General features: G+C 62.2%; 15 protein-coding genes. 4 read left to right on the forward strand and 11 right to left on the reverse strand.

Annotation, left to right across the window (positions count from 1 at the left end; genetic code table 11):
* Nucleotides 1-125 precede the first annotated feature (125 nt).
* Nucleotides 126-1,538 (forward strand): PhoH family protein, encoded by a 1,413-nt coding sequence (locus tag AC5WNJ_RS08440; RefSeq protein WP_495931013.1) that lies wholly within the window; start codon nt 126-128, stop codon nt 1,536-1,538.
* 228 nt (nt 1,539-1,766) lie between these two features.
* Here the strand turns inward: AC5WNJ_RS08440 and AC5WNJ_RS08445 are convergent, their stop codons facing one another.
* Nucleotides 1,767-2,732 (reverse strand): DNA-binding protein, encoded by a 966-nt coding sequence (locus AC5WNJ_RS08445; RefSeq protein WP_495931014.1) that lies wholly within the window; start codon nt 2,730-2,732, stop codon nt 1,767-1,769.
* A gap of 532 nt (nt 2,733-3,264) precedes the next feature.
* Here AC5WNJ_RS08445 and AC5WNJ_RS08450 point away from each other — a divergent pair.
* Complete coding sequence (locus tag AC5WNJ_RS08450) at nt 3,265-4,527, forward strand: tyrosine-type recombinase/integrase (RefSeq protein WP_349496607.1); 1,263 nt, start codon at nt 3,265-3,267, stop codon at nt 4,525-4,527.
* 111 nt (nt 4,528-4,638) lie between these two features.
* On the forward strand, nt 4,639-5,070 hold the full coding sequence (locus AC5WNJ_RS08455; RefSeq protein WP_054556665.1) for a SufE family protein: 432 nt from the start codon (nt 4,639-4,641) through the stop codon (nt 5,068-5,070).
* Between the two features lie 180 nt (nt 5,071-5,250).
* Here AC5WNJ_RS08455 and AC5WNJ_RS08460 read toward each other — a convergent pair whose 3' ends face one another.
* From AC5WNJ_RS08460 to AC5WNJ_RS08500, 9 genes are all read right to left on the reverse strand, one after another.
* On the reverse strand, nt 5,251-5,985 hold the full coding sequence (locus AC5WNJ_RS08460) for an RES family NAD+ phosphorylase (protein ID WP_225346677.1): 735 nt from the start codon (nt 5,983-5,985) through the stop codon (nt 5,251-5,253).
* The gene (locus tag AC5WNJ_RS08465) at nt 5,982-6,383 is read right to left on the reverse strand and encodes an MbcA/ParS/Xre antitoxin family protein (RefSeq protein ID WP_052384668.1); all 402 of its coding nucleotides are present in this window, start codon (nt 6,381-6,383) and stop codon (nt 5,982-5,984) included. The genes AC5WNJ_RS08460 and AC5WNJ_RS08465 overlap by 4 nt, the downstream gene beginning before the upstream one ends.
* Before the next feature lie 149 nt (nt 6,384-6,532).
* On the reverse strand, nt 6,533-6,814 hold the full coding sequence (gene yidD / locus AC5WNJ_RS08470) for a membrane protein insertion efficiency factor YidD (RefSeq protein WP_284891862.1): 282 nt from the start codon (nt 6,812-6,814) through the stop codon (nt 6,533-6,535).
* Between the two features lie 37 nt (nt 6,815-6,851).
* On the reverse strand, nt 6,852-7,298 hold the full coding sequence (gene hisI / locus AC5WNJ_RS08475) for a phosphoribosyl-AMP cyclohydrolase (RefSeq protein ID WP_284891863.1): 447 nt from the start codon (nt 7,296-7,298) through the stop codon (nt 6,852-6,854).
* Nucleotides 7,299-7,393: 95 nt separating this feature from the next.
* On the reverse strand, nt 7,394-8,218 hold the full coding sequence (locus AC5WNJ_RS08480) for a metal ABC transporter permease (protein ID WP_043334239.1): 825 nt from the start codon (nt 8,216-8,218) through the stop codon (nt 7,394-7,396).
* Between the two features lie 78 nt (nt 8,219-8,296).
* A complete protein-coding gene (locus tag AC5WNJ_RS08485; RefSeq protein ID WP_082388762.1) occupies nt 8,297-9,127 on the reverse strand; it encodes a metal ABC transporter ATP-binding protein in 831 nt (276 codons plus the stop codon).
* A gap of 113 nt (nt 9,128-9,240) precedes the next feature.
* Nucleotides 9,241-10,425 carry a metal ABC transporter solute-binding protein, Zn/Mn family gene (locus tag AC5WNJ_RS08490; protein ID WP_495931015.1) on the reverse strand — a complete coding sequence of 395 codons (1,185 nt, stop codon included), beginning with the start codon at nt 10,423-10,425 and terminating at the stop codon, nt 9,241-9,243.
* Nucleotides 10,426-10,501: 76 nt separating this feature from the next.
* Nucleotides 10,502-11,839: a dihydroorotase gene (locus tag AC5WNJ_RS08495; RefSeq protein ID WP_225346680.1), complete on the reverse strand. Its 1,338-nt coding sequence runs from the start codon at nt 11,837-11,839 to the stop codon at nt 10,502-10,504.
* A gap of 59 nt (nt 11,840-11,898) precedes the next feature.
* Nucleotides 11,899-12,366: a Fur family transcriptional regulator gene (locus tag AC5WNJ_RS08500; protein ID WP_043334236.1), complete on the reverse strand. Its 468-nt coding sequence runs from the start codon at nt 12,364-12,366 to the stop codon at nt 11,899-11,901.
* 386 nt (nt 12,367-12,752) lie between these two features.
* Here AC5WNJ_RS08500 and AC5WNJ_RS08505 point away from each other — a divergent pair, with 386 nt between their 5' ends.
* Nucleotides 12,753-13,364: a DUF1826 domain-containing protein gene (locus AC5WNJ_RS08505; protein ID WP_225346681.1), complete on the forward strand. Its 612-nt coding sequence runs from the start codon at nt 12,753-12,755 to the stop codon at nt 13,362-13,364.
* 136 nt (nt 13,365-13,500) lie between these two features.
* On the opposite strand, the gene AC5WNJ_RS08510 is transcribed toward AC5WNJ_RS08505, so the two are convergent.
* Nucleotides 13,501-14,517, reverse strand: a complete 1,017-nt coding sequence (locus tag AC5WNJ_RS08510) for an alpha-L-glutamate ligase-like protein (RefSeq protein ID WP_043334235.1) — start codon at nt 14,515-14,517, stop codon at nt 13,501-13,503.

Genomic DNA, 14,517 nt, shown 5'->3' on the forward strand with positions numbered 1-14,517 from the left:
ATGCGCCTGCCTTGCGTGACCTGTCTGCAAGGCTTGCGTGAAATCTGAACGCGTTTTTGCAACACGATCGACATATTCATCATGCTAGGTTCAAGGGGCACACTCCAACGGAAGGCATGTCGCCAATGGTAAGAGTCGAGAAGCAGTCCCGTCGTCTGTACGTCCTCGATACCAACGTGCTGATTCACGACCCCTCAGCCCTGTTCCAGTTTGACGAGCATGATGTCGTCATCCCGATGACGGTGCTGGAGGAGCTGGACAAGCACAAGAATGGCCACAAGGAGATTGCCCATACCGCCCGCCAGATCAGCCGTACGCTGTCCGATCTCACCGCGGATGTCACACCTCAGGAAATCCTGCGTGGAATTCCGCTCCCGCCCTCCATGAATGGTGCGGGCAACCTGCACTTCCTCTCCGGCCACGTCGATCAGAGCGACGCCTGTGCCGACAATCGCATTCTCGCCGAGACCCGCAGCCTGGCTACACGCTGCCAGGACGCTTCGGTCATCCTGGTCACCAAGGACATCAATCTGCGCATCAAGGCCGCCGCTTTGGGGATGGCGGTGGAGGACTATCTGACGGACCGCGCCTTCACCGACAGCGATGCCATGATCGAGGGCGTCAAGCTGTTTCATGAAGCCGGTCCCGATGGCCAGGGCGTGTGGGACGACTTGCAGGTCGATGTCACCGTCACGCGAGAACACCATCGCACCTTCTATGAGCTGTCCGGCCAGATGCCCAAGGACTGGTACCCCGGCATGCTGATCGCGGATTGCGATGGCGATGGCGATGATGGTGCAAGCTTCGAGGCCATCGTACGCGAGCTGGAGCACGACTATGCACGCCTGGAAGTGCTGCAGAACTATCGCAACGAGCGCAGCGCCTGGGGGGTGAATGCCCATGACAGTCGCCAGAACTTTGCCCTCAACCTGCTGATGGACGATAGCGTCGACATGGTGTCAATCGCGGGCAGTGCCGGCACCGGCAAGACCTACATGACCCTGGCTGCCGCGTTCGAGCAGACACTGGAGAAGAAGCGTTTCGAACGCATCATCTTCACCCGCGCGCCGATCGCGATGGGCGAAGAGATTGGCTTTCTGCCCGGCACCGAAGAAGAGAAGATGTCACCGTGGATGGGCGCCTTCCACGACAACATGGACAACCTGCTGCGCAAGGAGGGAGAAGGCACCAGCGCCTGGAACGAGGAGGCCACGCGCGCCTGGATCGGTAATCGTGTCCAGATTCGCTCACCGTCCTTCATGCGTGGCCGCACGCTGAGCGACACCTTCCTGATCATCGATGAAGCCCAGAACCTGACACCCAAGCAGCTCAAAGGTCTGCTGACACGGGCGGGCGCCAACACCAAGGTGGTACTGCTGGGCAACGTCGGCCAGATAGACACTCCCTACCTGACTGCCAACACCTGTGGCCTTGCAGTGGCAGTGCAGCGTTTCAGCTCGTGGCCGCATGCCAGTCACGTGACACTCAAGTGCGTCGAGCGCTCACGTCTGGCGCTGGTCGCGGAAGAGCTGTTGTGAGCGGTTCACCATACTTTCGACAACCTGTTAGCCACACGATGGTGTCGTCATCACGACACTGGCGACTCTGACACCACAGGCTCGGTATCAAGGGAGTGGTATCACGAGAATGAGATCACGACAGCACTGACAGAAAACGCCGCCCATCTGGGCGGCGTTTTCGTGCGCATTACTCATGCCAGTCACGGAAATCATGCCACAAGTGCGTGGCAATCACTCGCAAGGCTTTCAGCATACGAAGGGCGGCAAGGGCGCAAAGGCCAGGCGTTCCTTGAGCAGCTTGTTCTCGTGCGTCAGCTGCCCAAGCTGAGCCTCCAGGCGTGAGTATTCCGCAGAGGAGTGCTCCAGCTGCGCACGCATGTCCTTGAGCTCCGTCTCGCGCTGCTGGCGAGCCGATGTCTCTTCAAAGCGGCGACGCTCTTCTTCCTGCAGCTGCTTGCGTTGCTCGGCCGCCTGGGCATCGAGACGCTCGACGCGCTTCTCGAGCTGCTCCTGGCGGCGTCGATGCTGCTTGTCGAGCTCGCTCTTCTCGAGGCGCGCATCATCCAGCATCTTCATCAGGCGCGTTTCACTGGCCTCATGACGCGCCTCTTCCTGCGCGAGGCGTTCCTTCCACTCGCTTTCCTGCGCCTGAATCGCCTGTTGATGGCGCTCATGGTCCACTTCGCGCGTGCGCTCCATGGCCGCGATGTCTTCCTGGGCCAGGGTCAGACGCTTTTCGAGCTTGTCCTGCAGCTGCTGCCAATGTTCCCGCTCATTGGTCAGTGTCGCCAGGGCCTGCACGCGCTCTTCAAGTCGCGCCTGCACCTGGGCCAATTGCTCGGACAGGGCGCTGAGACGCTGTTCGGCATCTTCCGCGCGGCGCTGCGCCTGCGCTTCGGCTTCACGCGCCTCGACGGTCTGCTTGTCCGCTTCCTGGCGATAGTGCACCAGGCTTTCATTGGCCAGTGACTGCGCCTCCTTCCAGACCGTGGCCAGGGTCTCGGTGAGACTGTCAGGCATGGCCTGGCTCAGCGGCTCATCACGCTTCTCGGCGCGCCGTTGGCGCCAGTCACGCAGGTGATCGCTGATGGTGGTGAAGCTGCCGGTCCCCAGCACTTCACGAATCTTCTGCACGCTCGGGGCCTCGCCCCGCGCCATCAGTGACTCGATGGCTCGTTGTACATCCTCGTACTGGACGCCAGTGCGCGCCATGGGAATCTCCGTCCTTAGTCCGTCATTGATACGTAGTCTGTCATTGATACGCAGTCTGTAATTGATACGTCGTCAGTCGTTGCTGCTTGACCGCCATTACGCCACGAAGCGCGGCCAACTACCACTCTCCAGCACGCACTCTCGTAACGTAAAGGCAGCGGATGGGCCACGCCATCTGGCGAGAGCAATACCATGGATGCCGCTCGCCTTCTTCTGCCGTCAGCCTGTCATCAGCCTCGCGCCCATCTTAGCGATGTTTTCTGACAAGATAAAGATAATTACATATTACGTAATATGTAATGTACGATACGAGCAGATTGATAAATTCATGATTACTCGCCTTATCTTGAATTATGGTGACCGTAACGTCACAATCAGCCCCGAGGACAGGCCAAGCCTGGACAGAACAGAGAAGGACAGAACAGGAAAGGGCAGACAAGAGAAAGACAGGGGCGCTACAGAGCGGCGCACGCCTGAAATGACACGCCAGACGGGCCATATACAGCCGAGAGGCAGCAACGGGAGTTGATCGGTGGAAGAAAGCACACATGACGGCATCACGGCGCTGGTCGGGCATCTGGAGGGCGAGCTATCCAGAGCACAGCAGCATGCCCAGCTGACGGCCGCTGATGATCGCTCACTGATTCGCGCCCGCACGGATGTCGAAGCCGTGGCCGCCTGGCTCAACGAATATCGCCACAGCGCTCAGACGCTGCGCGCCTATCGGAAGGAGGCTGAGCGCCTGCTGCTATGGCTCAAGGCCGAGGGAGAGCAGGGCAGAGAATCTTCACTGGCCAGCCTGGATCGCGAACGCCTCGAGCACTTCGAGGCGTTTCTGGCCGACCCTCAGCCTGCAGAGGTCTGGATCGGTAGCGTGCGCGCCCGCAAGCATCCGCAGTGGCGACCCTTTCGCGGCCCGCTGGCCCCCGCCAGCCGCCGTCAGAGCCTGGTGATCCTGCAGGGCATGTATGCCTGGCTGATCGAGGCCGGCTACCTGTCACGCAATCCGTTCCGCCTGATGCGCGACAAGCGCCGCATGGACAACCGCACGCTGCGCATCGAACGCTATCTCGAGCGCCCCTTGTGGGACTGGCTCTGGGGGCGTATCGAAGCGCATTGCGAGGAGCTGACACCGCTCGGTGATTCACCTGAGGATGGAGTGTCCCGCGAGCGCTTCGTGGCCGAGCGCCAGCGCTTTCTGTTCGCGTTCGCCTATCTGATGGCACCCCGCATCGCGGAAATGGCCGCCGCAAGGATGGGCGATATCGTCAAGCGGGAAGGCCAGTGGTGGTGGCGGGTGATCGGCAAGGGCGCCAAGCTGGCCGAGATTCCGCTGCCGCCGCCGATGCTCGAGGCGCTGGTTCGCTGGCGACGCCTGCGCGGGCTCAGTGATCTGCCGCAGGCACTGCCCGCCGACGAGTCGCTGCCGCTGCTGGCGCGCCTGGATGGCACGACACCGCTCGGCGACAACCAGCTCTACCGCTTGATCAAGCAAACATTCACACAGGCTGCCGCTGACATGCGCCAGCGAATCCAGAGCCCCGGCGATGCCAGTGAGCTGATGGCACGCACCCTCGATCAGGCAAGCCCTCACTGGCTGCGCCACACCGCGATCACCCATCAGGCACAGGCTGGGGTAGAGCTGCGCTTTCTGTCGCGCTCCGCCAGACACTCGCGACTGGATACGACATCGCGCTACCTGCACGCCGAGGACAGCGAATGGCAGCAGCAGATGGCCAGACATTCGCTGGCGACGCCAGGCTATCCGCCTGAGGCGCCAGAACACGACTCATGAGCGCTGCCACCACGCACAGACTCCAAGGCGCCGTGCGTCCGGCGAGGTCAGGCGTTATCATGGCGACAGCGTATCTTCAGACACTTTGCAGTGACATCATCGGGAGTCAGCATGAGCGACGCGCAACAAGCGCAGGCGGAACTGGTCGAGGAATTCAGCTTCTTCGACAACTGGATGGACCGCTATCAGTACATCATCGACATGGGCAAGGCGCTGCCGGAATACCCGGAAGCCCTGAAAGGCCCTGAGACCAAGATCGACGGTTGCCAGTCCAACGTCTGGATTCATCCTGAAGTGCGTGGCGAAGGGAGCGAGCAGCGCCTGCATTTCCAGGCGACCTCGGACGCCGCCATCGTGGCAGGCCTGATCGCCGTGGTGCTGCGCATCTACAACGACCGGACGCCGCAGGAAATCGTCGCCACCCAGCCGACCTTCCTCAACGAGCTCGGCCTCGACAAGCACCTGTCGCCGACGCGCTCCAACGGCCTGCATGCGATGCTCAAGCGTATCTACGGCGTCGCCGAGCTGCACGCCAACGCCTGAGGCCTGGCGCTTTAGCTCTGATGCTTGAGGTCTGGGCCAACACGAGTAACGCAAGACGCCCGCCATTCCAGTCTCGAGATTTCGAGCGGAATGGCGGGCGTCTTTTTTGGGTCTTTTTCAAGAATTTCTCAGGGCTTTCTCAGGCTAATTTCAGACTGTTCAGCAGGGCGCTGCACGCTCTCAGCGATGCTCGCGCACTTCCAGCACATGCGTCATGGCCTGATGCTGACCATCCCAGACATAGCGCAGGTGTGGCCCCTGAATGGGGATGCTGACCGCCGGCGGACGCAGGATGGCAGCGCACTCGGCGCTTGCATCCACCTGAGCGTGGCGCACGCTGGGGTAGAGCAGGCCAAAGCTGCCAGCCTCTCGCAACCTGGCGGCAAATGCCTGACCGGCAGGGTAGCTGGCCATGTCTGGCTGACAGAGGGCGTCATGACCCTCGCGAATGTCATGCAGTGGCTGCGTCACGCGATTGACGTAGCTGCGCATGGTCATTTCCTGACTGGGCTGCGCGGTATCGGCCAGAAAGCGTGCCATGTGGAAGCGGGTCTCGCTGATCGCGGTATCCAGCGTACTGGCGCAGTAATAGACCCCGAAACTGCCATCGGTGAAGCGCGAGGCACGCCCGATGTGCGTGAAGGCCGCCATCACCGGCGTGGAGCCCGGTCCGCTGATGCGGTCTTGCGGCGCGACGCGACTCAGCTCGCCGGCTTCTTCACGCAGACGGTCATTGGTCAGCGCCTCGATGGCAAACGCCATCTCCAGCTCATCAGGCTCGAGAATATCCTCGAATACCGAAATGGGCGGGAAGGCGCTGGAGATCACGCGCCAGGCGTTCTGCCAGTCCGGCAGCGTCAGCGCGGGCAGGGCGGAGTCATCGACATGCTTGCCTTCGCTCGTCCATTCGCTCATCCACGCACTCCGTCGAGATAACGGCGAGTGTCGGCCAGCGAGACCACCTGGCCGGCCAGCATGTAGTCCAGCGCACTCTGGCCATTGAAGGGCGCCGCCCGATTGGGGCGACGCACCCATTCATGGGCCATCTCGGGCGTATTGCTGAACAGGATGCGCAGGGCCTTGTGGATCCCCATCACGTAGGAGATACGCTCCAGGGTGTCGTTGGGCAGGCGCACTTCCGGCAGCTTGCGATACTTGTGATAGGTGGTGGTACCGATGCCCCCCAGCAGCACGCGCTGATCCGCCGCGCTGCACTGCCACTTCTCCATGATGTTGAAGAAGGACTTGAGGGCAACGCGGCCCGCACTGGGGCTGGTCGGGGACACGCGATCGAGGGCGGCTGCGGTGGACATGACATTCTCCTGCTGACTGACGATGGCGTCACAGCTGACGCCATATACATGTGAATGATAACACATAAACACTTCACATGCGTAAAGCCAGCCGCAAGACTCCGCCGCTCGCAGGGCACTCGACCCAGTCACTCGCAAGGCGTATGCCCTCAAGGCCTGGGCGCGTCGTCCTGATCATGCGCATCGCAGCTGCTGGCAGTCGAGGCGTGACCCTTGCGCGGTGGCACGGGGTCCACGCCACCCGGCCCGCCCAGCGGGTGGCAGCGCGACAGACGCCTGGCCGTGAGCCAGCACCCCTTGAGGGGCCCATGCACCTTGATGGCCTCCAGTCCGTAACTGGAGCAGGAAGGATAGAAGCGACAGCGCGGCCCCAGCAGCGGGCTGAGCACCAGCTGATAGCCGCGCAGCAAGCCGGTCAGAAGGCGCGTCATGACCGACGTCACGCCGCGCCTGAGGGAGTGGCGACGTTCAGGCGTTTCCATACAAGGTGTTCGGATCAATGATCGGTGCATCGGTAATCTCGGCACCTTCAGCATCCAGGCGCCAGTAGAAGCAGCTCTTGCGGCCGGTATGGCAGGCAGGGCCCGTCTGATCGACCTTGACCAGCAGGGTGTCGCCATCACAGTCCAGATGCGTACTGACCAGCTTCTGCTGTTGGCCCGAGCTTTCGCCCTTGCGCCACAGCTTGCTGCGCGAGCGTGAGAAGTAGCACACGCGACCGGTGGAGAGCGTCTCGCGCAGGGCTTCGGCGTTCATCCACGCCATCATCAATACCTCGCCGCTGTCATGCTGTTGCGCGATGGCGGGAATCAGGCCATCGCCATTCCAGGGCAAGGCGGCGATCAGCGCCTCCAGCGCGACCTTCTCGCCGACGTCGGCATTCTCCAGCGACTTGAGCAGTCCATCCTGTACCATTGAGGGGGTTCCTTGCAGAGTTCATATCGAAGCCCCTGCCAGCGTGATGTCACGCTGGCAGGGGCTCACGCAGTATCAGTATCACAAGTCGCGAATCAGCGACGCAGTCCGCCACGGGCGCTGCGCCAGATGAGCGACAGCAGGTAGGCGACACCGGCCACCAGCACGATGGTCGCGCCGGCGGGCAGGTCGAACTGCCAGGAGAGCGCCAGGCCGCCGGTGGTGAAGGCCATGGCCGCCAGACTCGCGATCACGATCATCATGCCCAGTGAGCGGGCATGATGGCCGGCAAGCGCGGCAGGCAAGGACAGCAAGGCCAGCACCATGATCAAGCCCACCGCCTGCAACAGCAGCACGACGGTGATCGCCACCATCACCAGCAGCAGCAGGTAGAGCGTCTTGACCGGCACGCCCCGCAGACGTGCGAACTCTTCATCGAAGATCACCGCAGTCAACGGGCGATGCACCAGCAGCAACACCAGCGCCAGGCCTCCCACCATCCAGGCCAGGGTGCCGATGGCATCCGCAGGCACCAGCAGCAGGTTACCGAACAGGTAGCTCATCAGGTCGACCTTGTAACCCGGGGTCTGACTGATGAACAGGATGCCGGTGGCCATGCCGATGGCCCACAGCGCGCCGATGACGGTGTCTTCCTGATCAAAGCCCTTGAGACTGATGTAGCCGATCAGCAAGGCGGCGAGAATGGCGCTGATGAAGGCGCCGACCAGCGGGCTTGCGCCCATGAAGTAGGCGATCCCCATGCCGGCAAGCACGGTATGGGCGATCCCCCCGGCCAGATAGCCGATGCGGCGCACCACGACATAGGGGCCGACCAGACCGGCCGCAAGACTGGCCAGCAGGCCGGCGAAGAGGGCGTTCTGGAGAAAATCCTGGCTGCCCAGGGCGGTGATGAAATTCATGTAGTGTAAGCCTAGAGCGCAGAGCGGGCGACGTGAAGGAAGTGAAACAGGCCAGACGGACAGTCACCGGCCGCGGCATCAGTGATGGTGATGGATCATCTGGACGTTTTCACCATAGAGCCGCTCGATCGATTCAGCGGTGAGCGTCTCGGTGTCATGGACGATCATCTTGCGGTTGAGGCAGGCGACCCGATCGACGTAATCGCTGATGAAACCGAGATCGTGACTGATCACCACCACGCTCATGCGATTGGCCAGGCGATTGAACAGCTCGAACAGGGAGCGCTCGCCATCGCTGTCGACACTCGCGGTGGGCTCATCCAGCAGCAGCAACTGAGGCTCGGCCGCCAGGGCGCGGGCGATCAGCACACGCTGCAGCTGCCCCCCGGAAAGGGCATCGATGTGCCGACGGCGCAGATGACTGATACCGACTTCTTCCAGCACCGCACCGATCGCCTCACGGTCCGCGCGTGGCCAGGGGCCCCACTGACGACGACGCCCCTGGCGCCCCATCAGCACGACGTCTTCCACGCGGATGGGGAAGCGCTTCACGAAGTTGGCAAACTGCGGCACATAGCCGATATGGCGCGCGGCGGCCTTGGGCGTGCGCCCCAGCACGCGGACACAGCCAGCCGCCGGCTTGTGAAGACCGAGTATCAGCTTGAGCAGCGTGCTCTTGCCACCACCGTTGGGCCCGATCAGCCCCACGATCTCGCGCGCGCCGACCTGAAAGTCGACATCGTCGAGAATAACCTGCTCGCCATACCGGAAGGTCACGCCGCGAATATCAATGGCATCCGGTGCATCTGCCGGCACCGGGCGAAAGACCGGTCCGACACTGCGCCCAGTGGCTGACGCCTCCGGATGGCTGTCCGTGCGCGGGCGCGCGACGGAGATGGGGCTGACCATGACGTAAGGTACCTCGTTGCAACGCAGACGGGCGCATGAGCGCCCGTCTGACTTTTCGATGGGGCAGGGCATTGTGCAAGATCAGGCGATATGCGCAACACCCCGGCCGGCAATTACTGGCTGTCAGTCAACTTGAAACCCGCCTTCAGCGCTTCGGTGGCGTGCTTCAGATTGTCGAGATAGTCCTCTGCCAGCGGGTCCAGCACGGCCACTTCGGCCTCCAGGGAGCTCGCGATCCGCTTGGCCGCCGTCTGGGAGAACTGCCCCGAGACGAAGATGGTGCCGATGTTCTCATCCTTGGCACGCGTGATCAGCGTGGCCATCTCGCGCGGCGTGGGCTCACGACCACTGACTTCAATGGCATGCTGCTCGAGCGAGTAGCGGTCCGCGAAGTAGCCGAAGCTGGGATGGAAGATCAGGAAGTTGCGGCCCTTGTAGGGCGCCAGCGTCTGAGCGATCTGCGCATCCAGCTCGCTCAGGGTCTTGAGCAGACGCTGCTCATTGGCATCGATCTCGCTGGCATGCTGCGGCAGGCGGGCCTCGAGCACCTCGGCGGCACGCTCGACGACGGTCTGCATGCGCTGCGGGTCCAGCCAGAGGTGGGGATCGGCTTCGCCGAGGCCATCATCCTCGCCATGCTGGGCGCCATGCGCCTGATGATCAGCGTGCTCATCGTGGTGCTCGGCGTGACCTTCATGCTCGTCATGATGTTCTTCATGACCTTCGTGAACGTCGTGATGCTCGCCGTGGCCACCGTTATCAGCATGATCATCGTGCTCATCATCGTGATGCGCGTCATGCTCATGCTCATGCTCATGCGCTTCATCATGACTGTGGTCATGCGCCTCGCCACTACCGAAGTGGCGTGTGTTGAGACCCTCTTCCAGGTGCACGACCTGCATCTCGGCGTTGTTCTTCTCCAGGCGCGGCAACCACACCTGCTCGAATGGCACACCGATGGCGAGATAGAGCGGGACTGTCGACAGCTCGGCCACCTGGCGCGGGGTCGGGTCATAGGCGTGCGGGTTGTCGCCCGGCTTGGCCAGCGTGGTGATCTCGACATGCTCACCGGCCAGCTGATCGACCATCCACGCAATGGGCGGCACGCTGACGGCCACATGCAGAGGGGCGCTGTCCTGGGCGTGGGCGGCAGGCGTCGCGAACGCGGCAAGCGCGCCCAGCACACTCAGCGGCAGGGCACGCGCGGCCCGCGGACCCAGCGTGCGCTGGACCCGGGACAGCAGCTTTTCACACAACACTTGGCGAGACGCCAGGGGAGAGCCCGCATGCATACTCATGACACCACTTCCTTTGCTAGTGATCACGGCATGATGCAGGCAGGGCGTGCCGAGAACCGGCACGCCAGGACCGCCATCAGCCGCGGTTGAACGAGAGTCGCTGGCCGTTGGCCACCGAATTGACGGTCTTGCCGTCATAGGCTTTCACACCGTTGACGAAGGTCGCATCGATACGTGCCTTGAAGGTCACGCCATCGAAGGGGCTCCAGCCACACTTGTAGAGCACATTGTCACGCGTGACGCTGGTCTCGCCATTGAGGTCGACCAGCACGAGGTCAGCGAAGGCCCCTTCACGGATGTAGCCGCGATCGACGATGGAGAAGCGATCCGCCACGTTGTGGCTGGTCTTCTGCACCAGGGTCGCCAAGTCATAGATGCCGTCCTGTACCTGATCGAGCAGTGACAGCAGGGCATGCTGCACCAGCGGCAGGCCGGAAGGCGCCTTGAAGTACGGGTTCTGCTTCTCTTCCCAGGTATGCGGTGCGTGATCGGTGGCGATGATGTCGATACGGCCATCCATCACGGCAGCGCGCAGGGCGGCGCGGTCTTCGGCGGTCTTCACTGCCGGGTTGCACTTGATCAGGCTGCCACGGATGTCGTAATCGGCGTCGCTGAACCACAGGTGGTGCGCGCAGACTTCGGCGGTGATCTGCTTGCCCTTCATCGGGCCGGCCTTGAACAGCGCCATTTCCTCGGCGGTGGTCAGGTGCAGGACATGCAGCTGGGTACCGTTGCGAGTCGCCAGGTCGATCGCCAGACGCGAGCTCTTGATGCAGGCTTCGCGCGAGCGGATCAGACCGTGTTCGGAGAAGGGCACGTCTTCCCCGAAACGCTCACGCCAGCGAGCCTCGTTCTCGAGAATCATCGGCGTATCTTCGCAATGCGTGACGATGGGCGTCGGTGCATGCTTGAAGATGCCTTCGAGAATCTCCGGATCATCGACCAGCATGTTGCCGGTAGAGGCGCCCATGAAGATCTTGATGCCGCAGGTCTGGTTCGGATCCAGCGTCTTGATCGCTTCCAGGTTGTCGTTGCTGGCACCCAGATAGAAGGCGTGGTTGGCATGGGCACGGCCGGCCGCCACGGCAAACTTGGCTTCCAGTGCATCGCTGTCCAGGGTCGCCGGCTTGACGTTGGGCATATCGAAGAAAGTGGTGATCCCCCCGGCCACGGCAGCAGCTGACTCGGTGGCGATGTTGCCCTTGGCGGTCAGGCCCGGCTCACGGAAGTGCACCTGATCATCGATCATGCCCGGCAGCAGGTGGCGGCCAGCGGCATCAATCACTTCACGTGCATCGAGGTGAGACAGGTCGCTGCCGATGGCGTGTATACGCCCGTCCTTGATGCCCACATCCAGAGTGGAAATGGTGCCTTCGTTGACGACTTGCGCCTGTGAGATGCGGATGTCCAGCATGTGACGTCCTCCGTGGGAAGCAAATGTTATATCGTATCAAAAGCGCTCGCAAGCGCCGTTCACTGAGCGTTTTCTGCCATGGCAGCTGCTTGAGAGGTGCAATCCTGGCAACGCCCCTCGAGCTCGATGGTCTGGCGTTCGATCGAGAAACCATGGCGATCGGCGCTGGCGACTAGCCGAGTGCCGAGATCGTCATCATGCATTTCCTCGACACGACCGCAGCCGCGGCAGATCAACAGCTGAAATCCGTGCTGATGTTCCGGGCAGTGGCAGGCAAGGTAGGCATTGAGTGATTCGATGCGATGAACGAGGCCCTGTTCGAGCAGGAAGTCCAGCGCACGATAGATCGTGGGAGGGCGGGCAGCGCCATGTTCCTTGGCGAGCTGATCCAGCAGGTCATACGCCTTGAGTGCGCCATGACTGGTCGCGATCATTTCCAGTACACGTCGCCGGATCGGCGTAAATCGCACACCGCGCGCCAGGCATTGACGCTCGGCCTGGTCGATCAGCGAAAGTGGCTCTGGCATGAAGAATCCTGAGTGTCGTGAATCCCGGATGTCAAAAGGCGTCGAGCGCGATGAGGGCAAGGGCGTCAGCGCGCAGCCTGAATGACCAGATGCTTATTCTAGGGCAATTGGACCACGACGGGCCACCGGCAAAGGCATCGAGGCTGCGTGAGTCACTCAAAGGCAACGCACGGCGCGGGAGCCGACATGAAGTCGTGGACAACAAAATAATATGATATAACATAACAATAATGACTTTCTGGTCGCGATGATAGACCACCGACCATCCCTGACAGGAGTATTACATGGCCCAGTTCGAGGCGCTGCACCCGCCCCTTCACACACGGCCCGTGCCACCCCCGGCGGCCAGTTCGTCACCTTCTACTCTCGCGTCGGCGCAAAGGCCTGTGGCTCATTGGCATATCGGGCACGAGGCACGTGACCTGGGGGCGATCTTCGAACCCCATATCAGCCTGGCCGTGATGCAGCGCCGCATCGATGCGGCATTGAAAATGGCGGTGAAGGCCCAGTCCTCGGGTGCCTACCCGCTGCGCATGCGCTGGCGCGGCCCTATCAGTGAGCTGCGTGAGGCGCTGGAGCGCTACCTTCCCGCACCGGATGCCGGGGCTGCACTGATAGAGGATATCCGTGTGCTGGGTGAGGCCATGGGCGAGCTCTTCCAGGTCAAGGATATCGGCATGCGACTGGAGATGACCCAGAGCGCCATGTGCCCGCGCTTTCATGTCGACCGCATCCCCGTCAGATTGGTGACGACCTACGATGGCCCGGGCACCCAGTGGCTGCCGGAACATGCCGCCGACAGAATGGCACTGGGCCATGGCCAACCAGGACATCAGGACATCTGCCTAGCCCCCGGCGAGATACATGAGCTGCGCCCGGGCAGCCTGGCGTTGCTCAAGGGAGAGTGCTGGCCGGGCAACGAAGGGCGAGGGCTGATCCATCGCTCGCCTGTGGTGCCCAATGGTAGCCGCCTGATGTTGAGCGTGGACCCCGGCTAAGCTGAGGCTCGGTGAGCCAGCAAACAGAAACACCCCGCCTTGGCGGGGTGTTTCTGTCTTTCCAGACGCTGGAACGCTCGATCAGCCACACCATCGGCCAGCAGACGAGTCGATCGGCAACCTGGTGGAACCGGGATCAATCGGCGATGGGCGCCATGCCGACATTGGCGACATCTTCCTTGCTACGCGAGAAATGCTTGCGCGCAAAGGCGACACGCTCGGCGACCGGCACACCGTCGGGCTGACGCTCGATCAGCTCGAGCCGCTTGCGCAGGCCCTCGCCATTGGCCATCTGGATGGCCAGCCCCGGACGGGCGTTGAGCTCCAGAAGCATCGGGCCATGGCGACGATCCAGCACCATGTCGGTGCCCAGATATCCAAGTCCCGTCATCTCGTAACAGCCGGCAGCCAGCTCGAGCAGGGTGTCCCACTGCGGTACCTTGAGCGAGAAGATATCGTGCCCGGTATCGGGGTGCGCGAACTGCGGGCGATCGTACTGCACACCGCGTACCGCCCAGCCACTGCCGATATCCAGCCCGACACCGACCGCGCCCTGGTGAAGATTGGCCTTGCCATCCGAGGCTGCCGTCGACAGGCGCATCATCGCCATCACGGGATAGCCCTTGAAGACGATGACACGAATGTCCGGCACACCCTCATAGGTGAACTCGGCGAAGGCCTGATCAAAGGAAATCAAGCCTTCGACCAGTGCCACATCCGGTGAGCCACCCAGCGAATAGAGCCCTGACAGGATATTGGAGACGTGACGCTCCATGTCGGCACGCGTTATGCGCGCGCCGCTGGGCTTCACATACTCTTCGCCATCATGGTGCTCGATAACGAGGATCCCCTTGCCGCCTGAGCCCTTGGCCGGCTTGATCACGAAACCTGCGTGATCGCGCACCATGTCGACGACGCGCTCGACCTCGAACTGGCTGGCGACCTTGCCGATCATCTCCGGCGAGGCCAGGCCGTACTTCTGACACAGCAACTTGGTCTGCAGCTTGTCATCGACCAGCGGATAGAGGCGGCGGTCGTTGTATTTCGAGATATACCCGATGTTGCGGCGATTCATGCCGACAACCCCCCGGGCGCGCAAGGCGCCCGGCGTGGTCCAGTTGCGCGACCAGCGATTCAGCCATGACGAGAGCAT

The sequence above is a fragment of the Cobetia sp. PDI-23MA genome, from assembly GCF_059507735.1.

Bases quoted from the DNA above. Each gene is read 5' to 3' on its own strand.
- AC5WNJ_RS08440 (WP_495931013.1), top strand. From the start codon at position 126: ATGGTAAGAGTCGAGAAGCAGTCCCGTCGTCTGTACGTCCTCGATACC.
- AC5WNJ_RS08445 (WP_495931014.1), bottom strand. From the start codon at position 2,732: ATGGCGCGCACTGGCGTCCAGTACGAGGATGTACAACGAGCCATCGAG.
- AC5WNJ_RS08455 (WP_054556665.1), top strand. From the start codon at position 4,639: ATGAGCGACGCGCAACAAGCGCAGGCGGAACTGGTCGAGGAATTCAGC.
- AC5WNJ_RS08460 (WP_225346677.1), bottom strand. From the start codon at position 5,985: ATGAGCGAATGGACGAGCGAAGGCAAGCATGTCGATGACTCCGCCCTG.
- AC5WNJ_RS08465 (WP_052384668.1), bottom strand. From the start codon at position 6,383: ATGTCCACCGCAGCCGCCCTCGATCGCGTGTCCCCGACCAGCCCCAGT.
- yidD (WP_284891862.1), bottom strand. From the start codon at position 6,814: ATGACGCGCCTTCTGACCGGCTTGCTGCGCGGCTATCAGCTGGTGCTC.
- hisI (WP_284891863.1), bottom strand. From the start codon at position 7,298: ATGGTACAGGATGGACTGCTCAAGTCGCTGGAGAATGCCGACGTCGGC.
- AC5WNJ_RS08480 (WP_043334239.1), bottom strand. From the start codon at position 8,218: ATGAATTTCATCACCGCCCTGGGCAGCCAGGATTTTCTCCAGAACGCC.
- AC5WNJ_RS08485 (WP_082388762.1), bottom strand. From the start codon at position 9,127: ATGGTCAGCCCCATCTCCGTCGCGCGCCCGCGCACGGACAGCCATCCG.
- AC5WNJ_RS08490 (WP_495931015.1), bottom strand. From the start codon at position 10,425: ATGAGTATGCATGCGGGCTCTCCCCTGGCGTCTCGCCAAGTGTTGTGT.
- AC5WNJ_RS08495 (WP_225346680.1), bottom strand. From the start codon at position 11,839: ATGCTGGACATCCGCATCTCACAGGCGCAAGTCGTCAACGAAGGCACC.
- AC5WNJ_RS08500 (WP_043334236.1), bottom strand. From the start codon at position 12,366: ATGCCAGAGCCACTTTCGCTGATCGACCAGGCCGAGCGTCAATGCCTG.
- AC5WNJ_RS08510 (WP_043334235.1), bottom strand. From the start codon at position 14,517: ATGCTCTCGTCATGGCTGAATCGCTGGTCGCGCAACTGGACCACGCCG.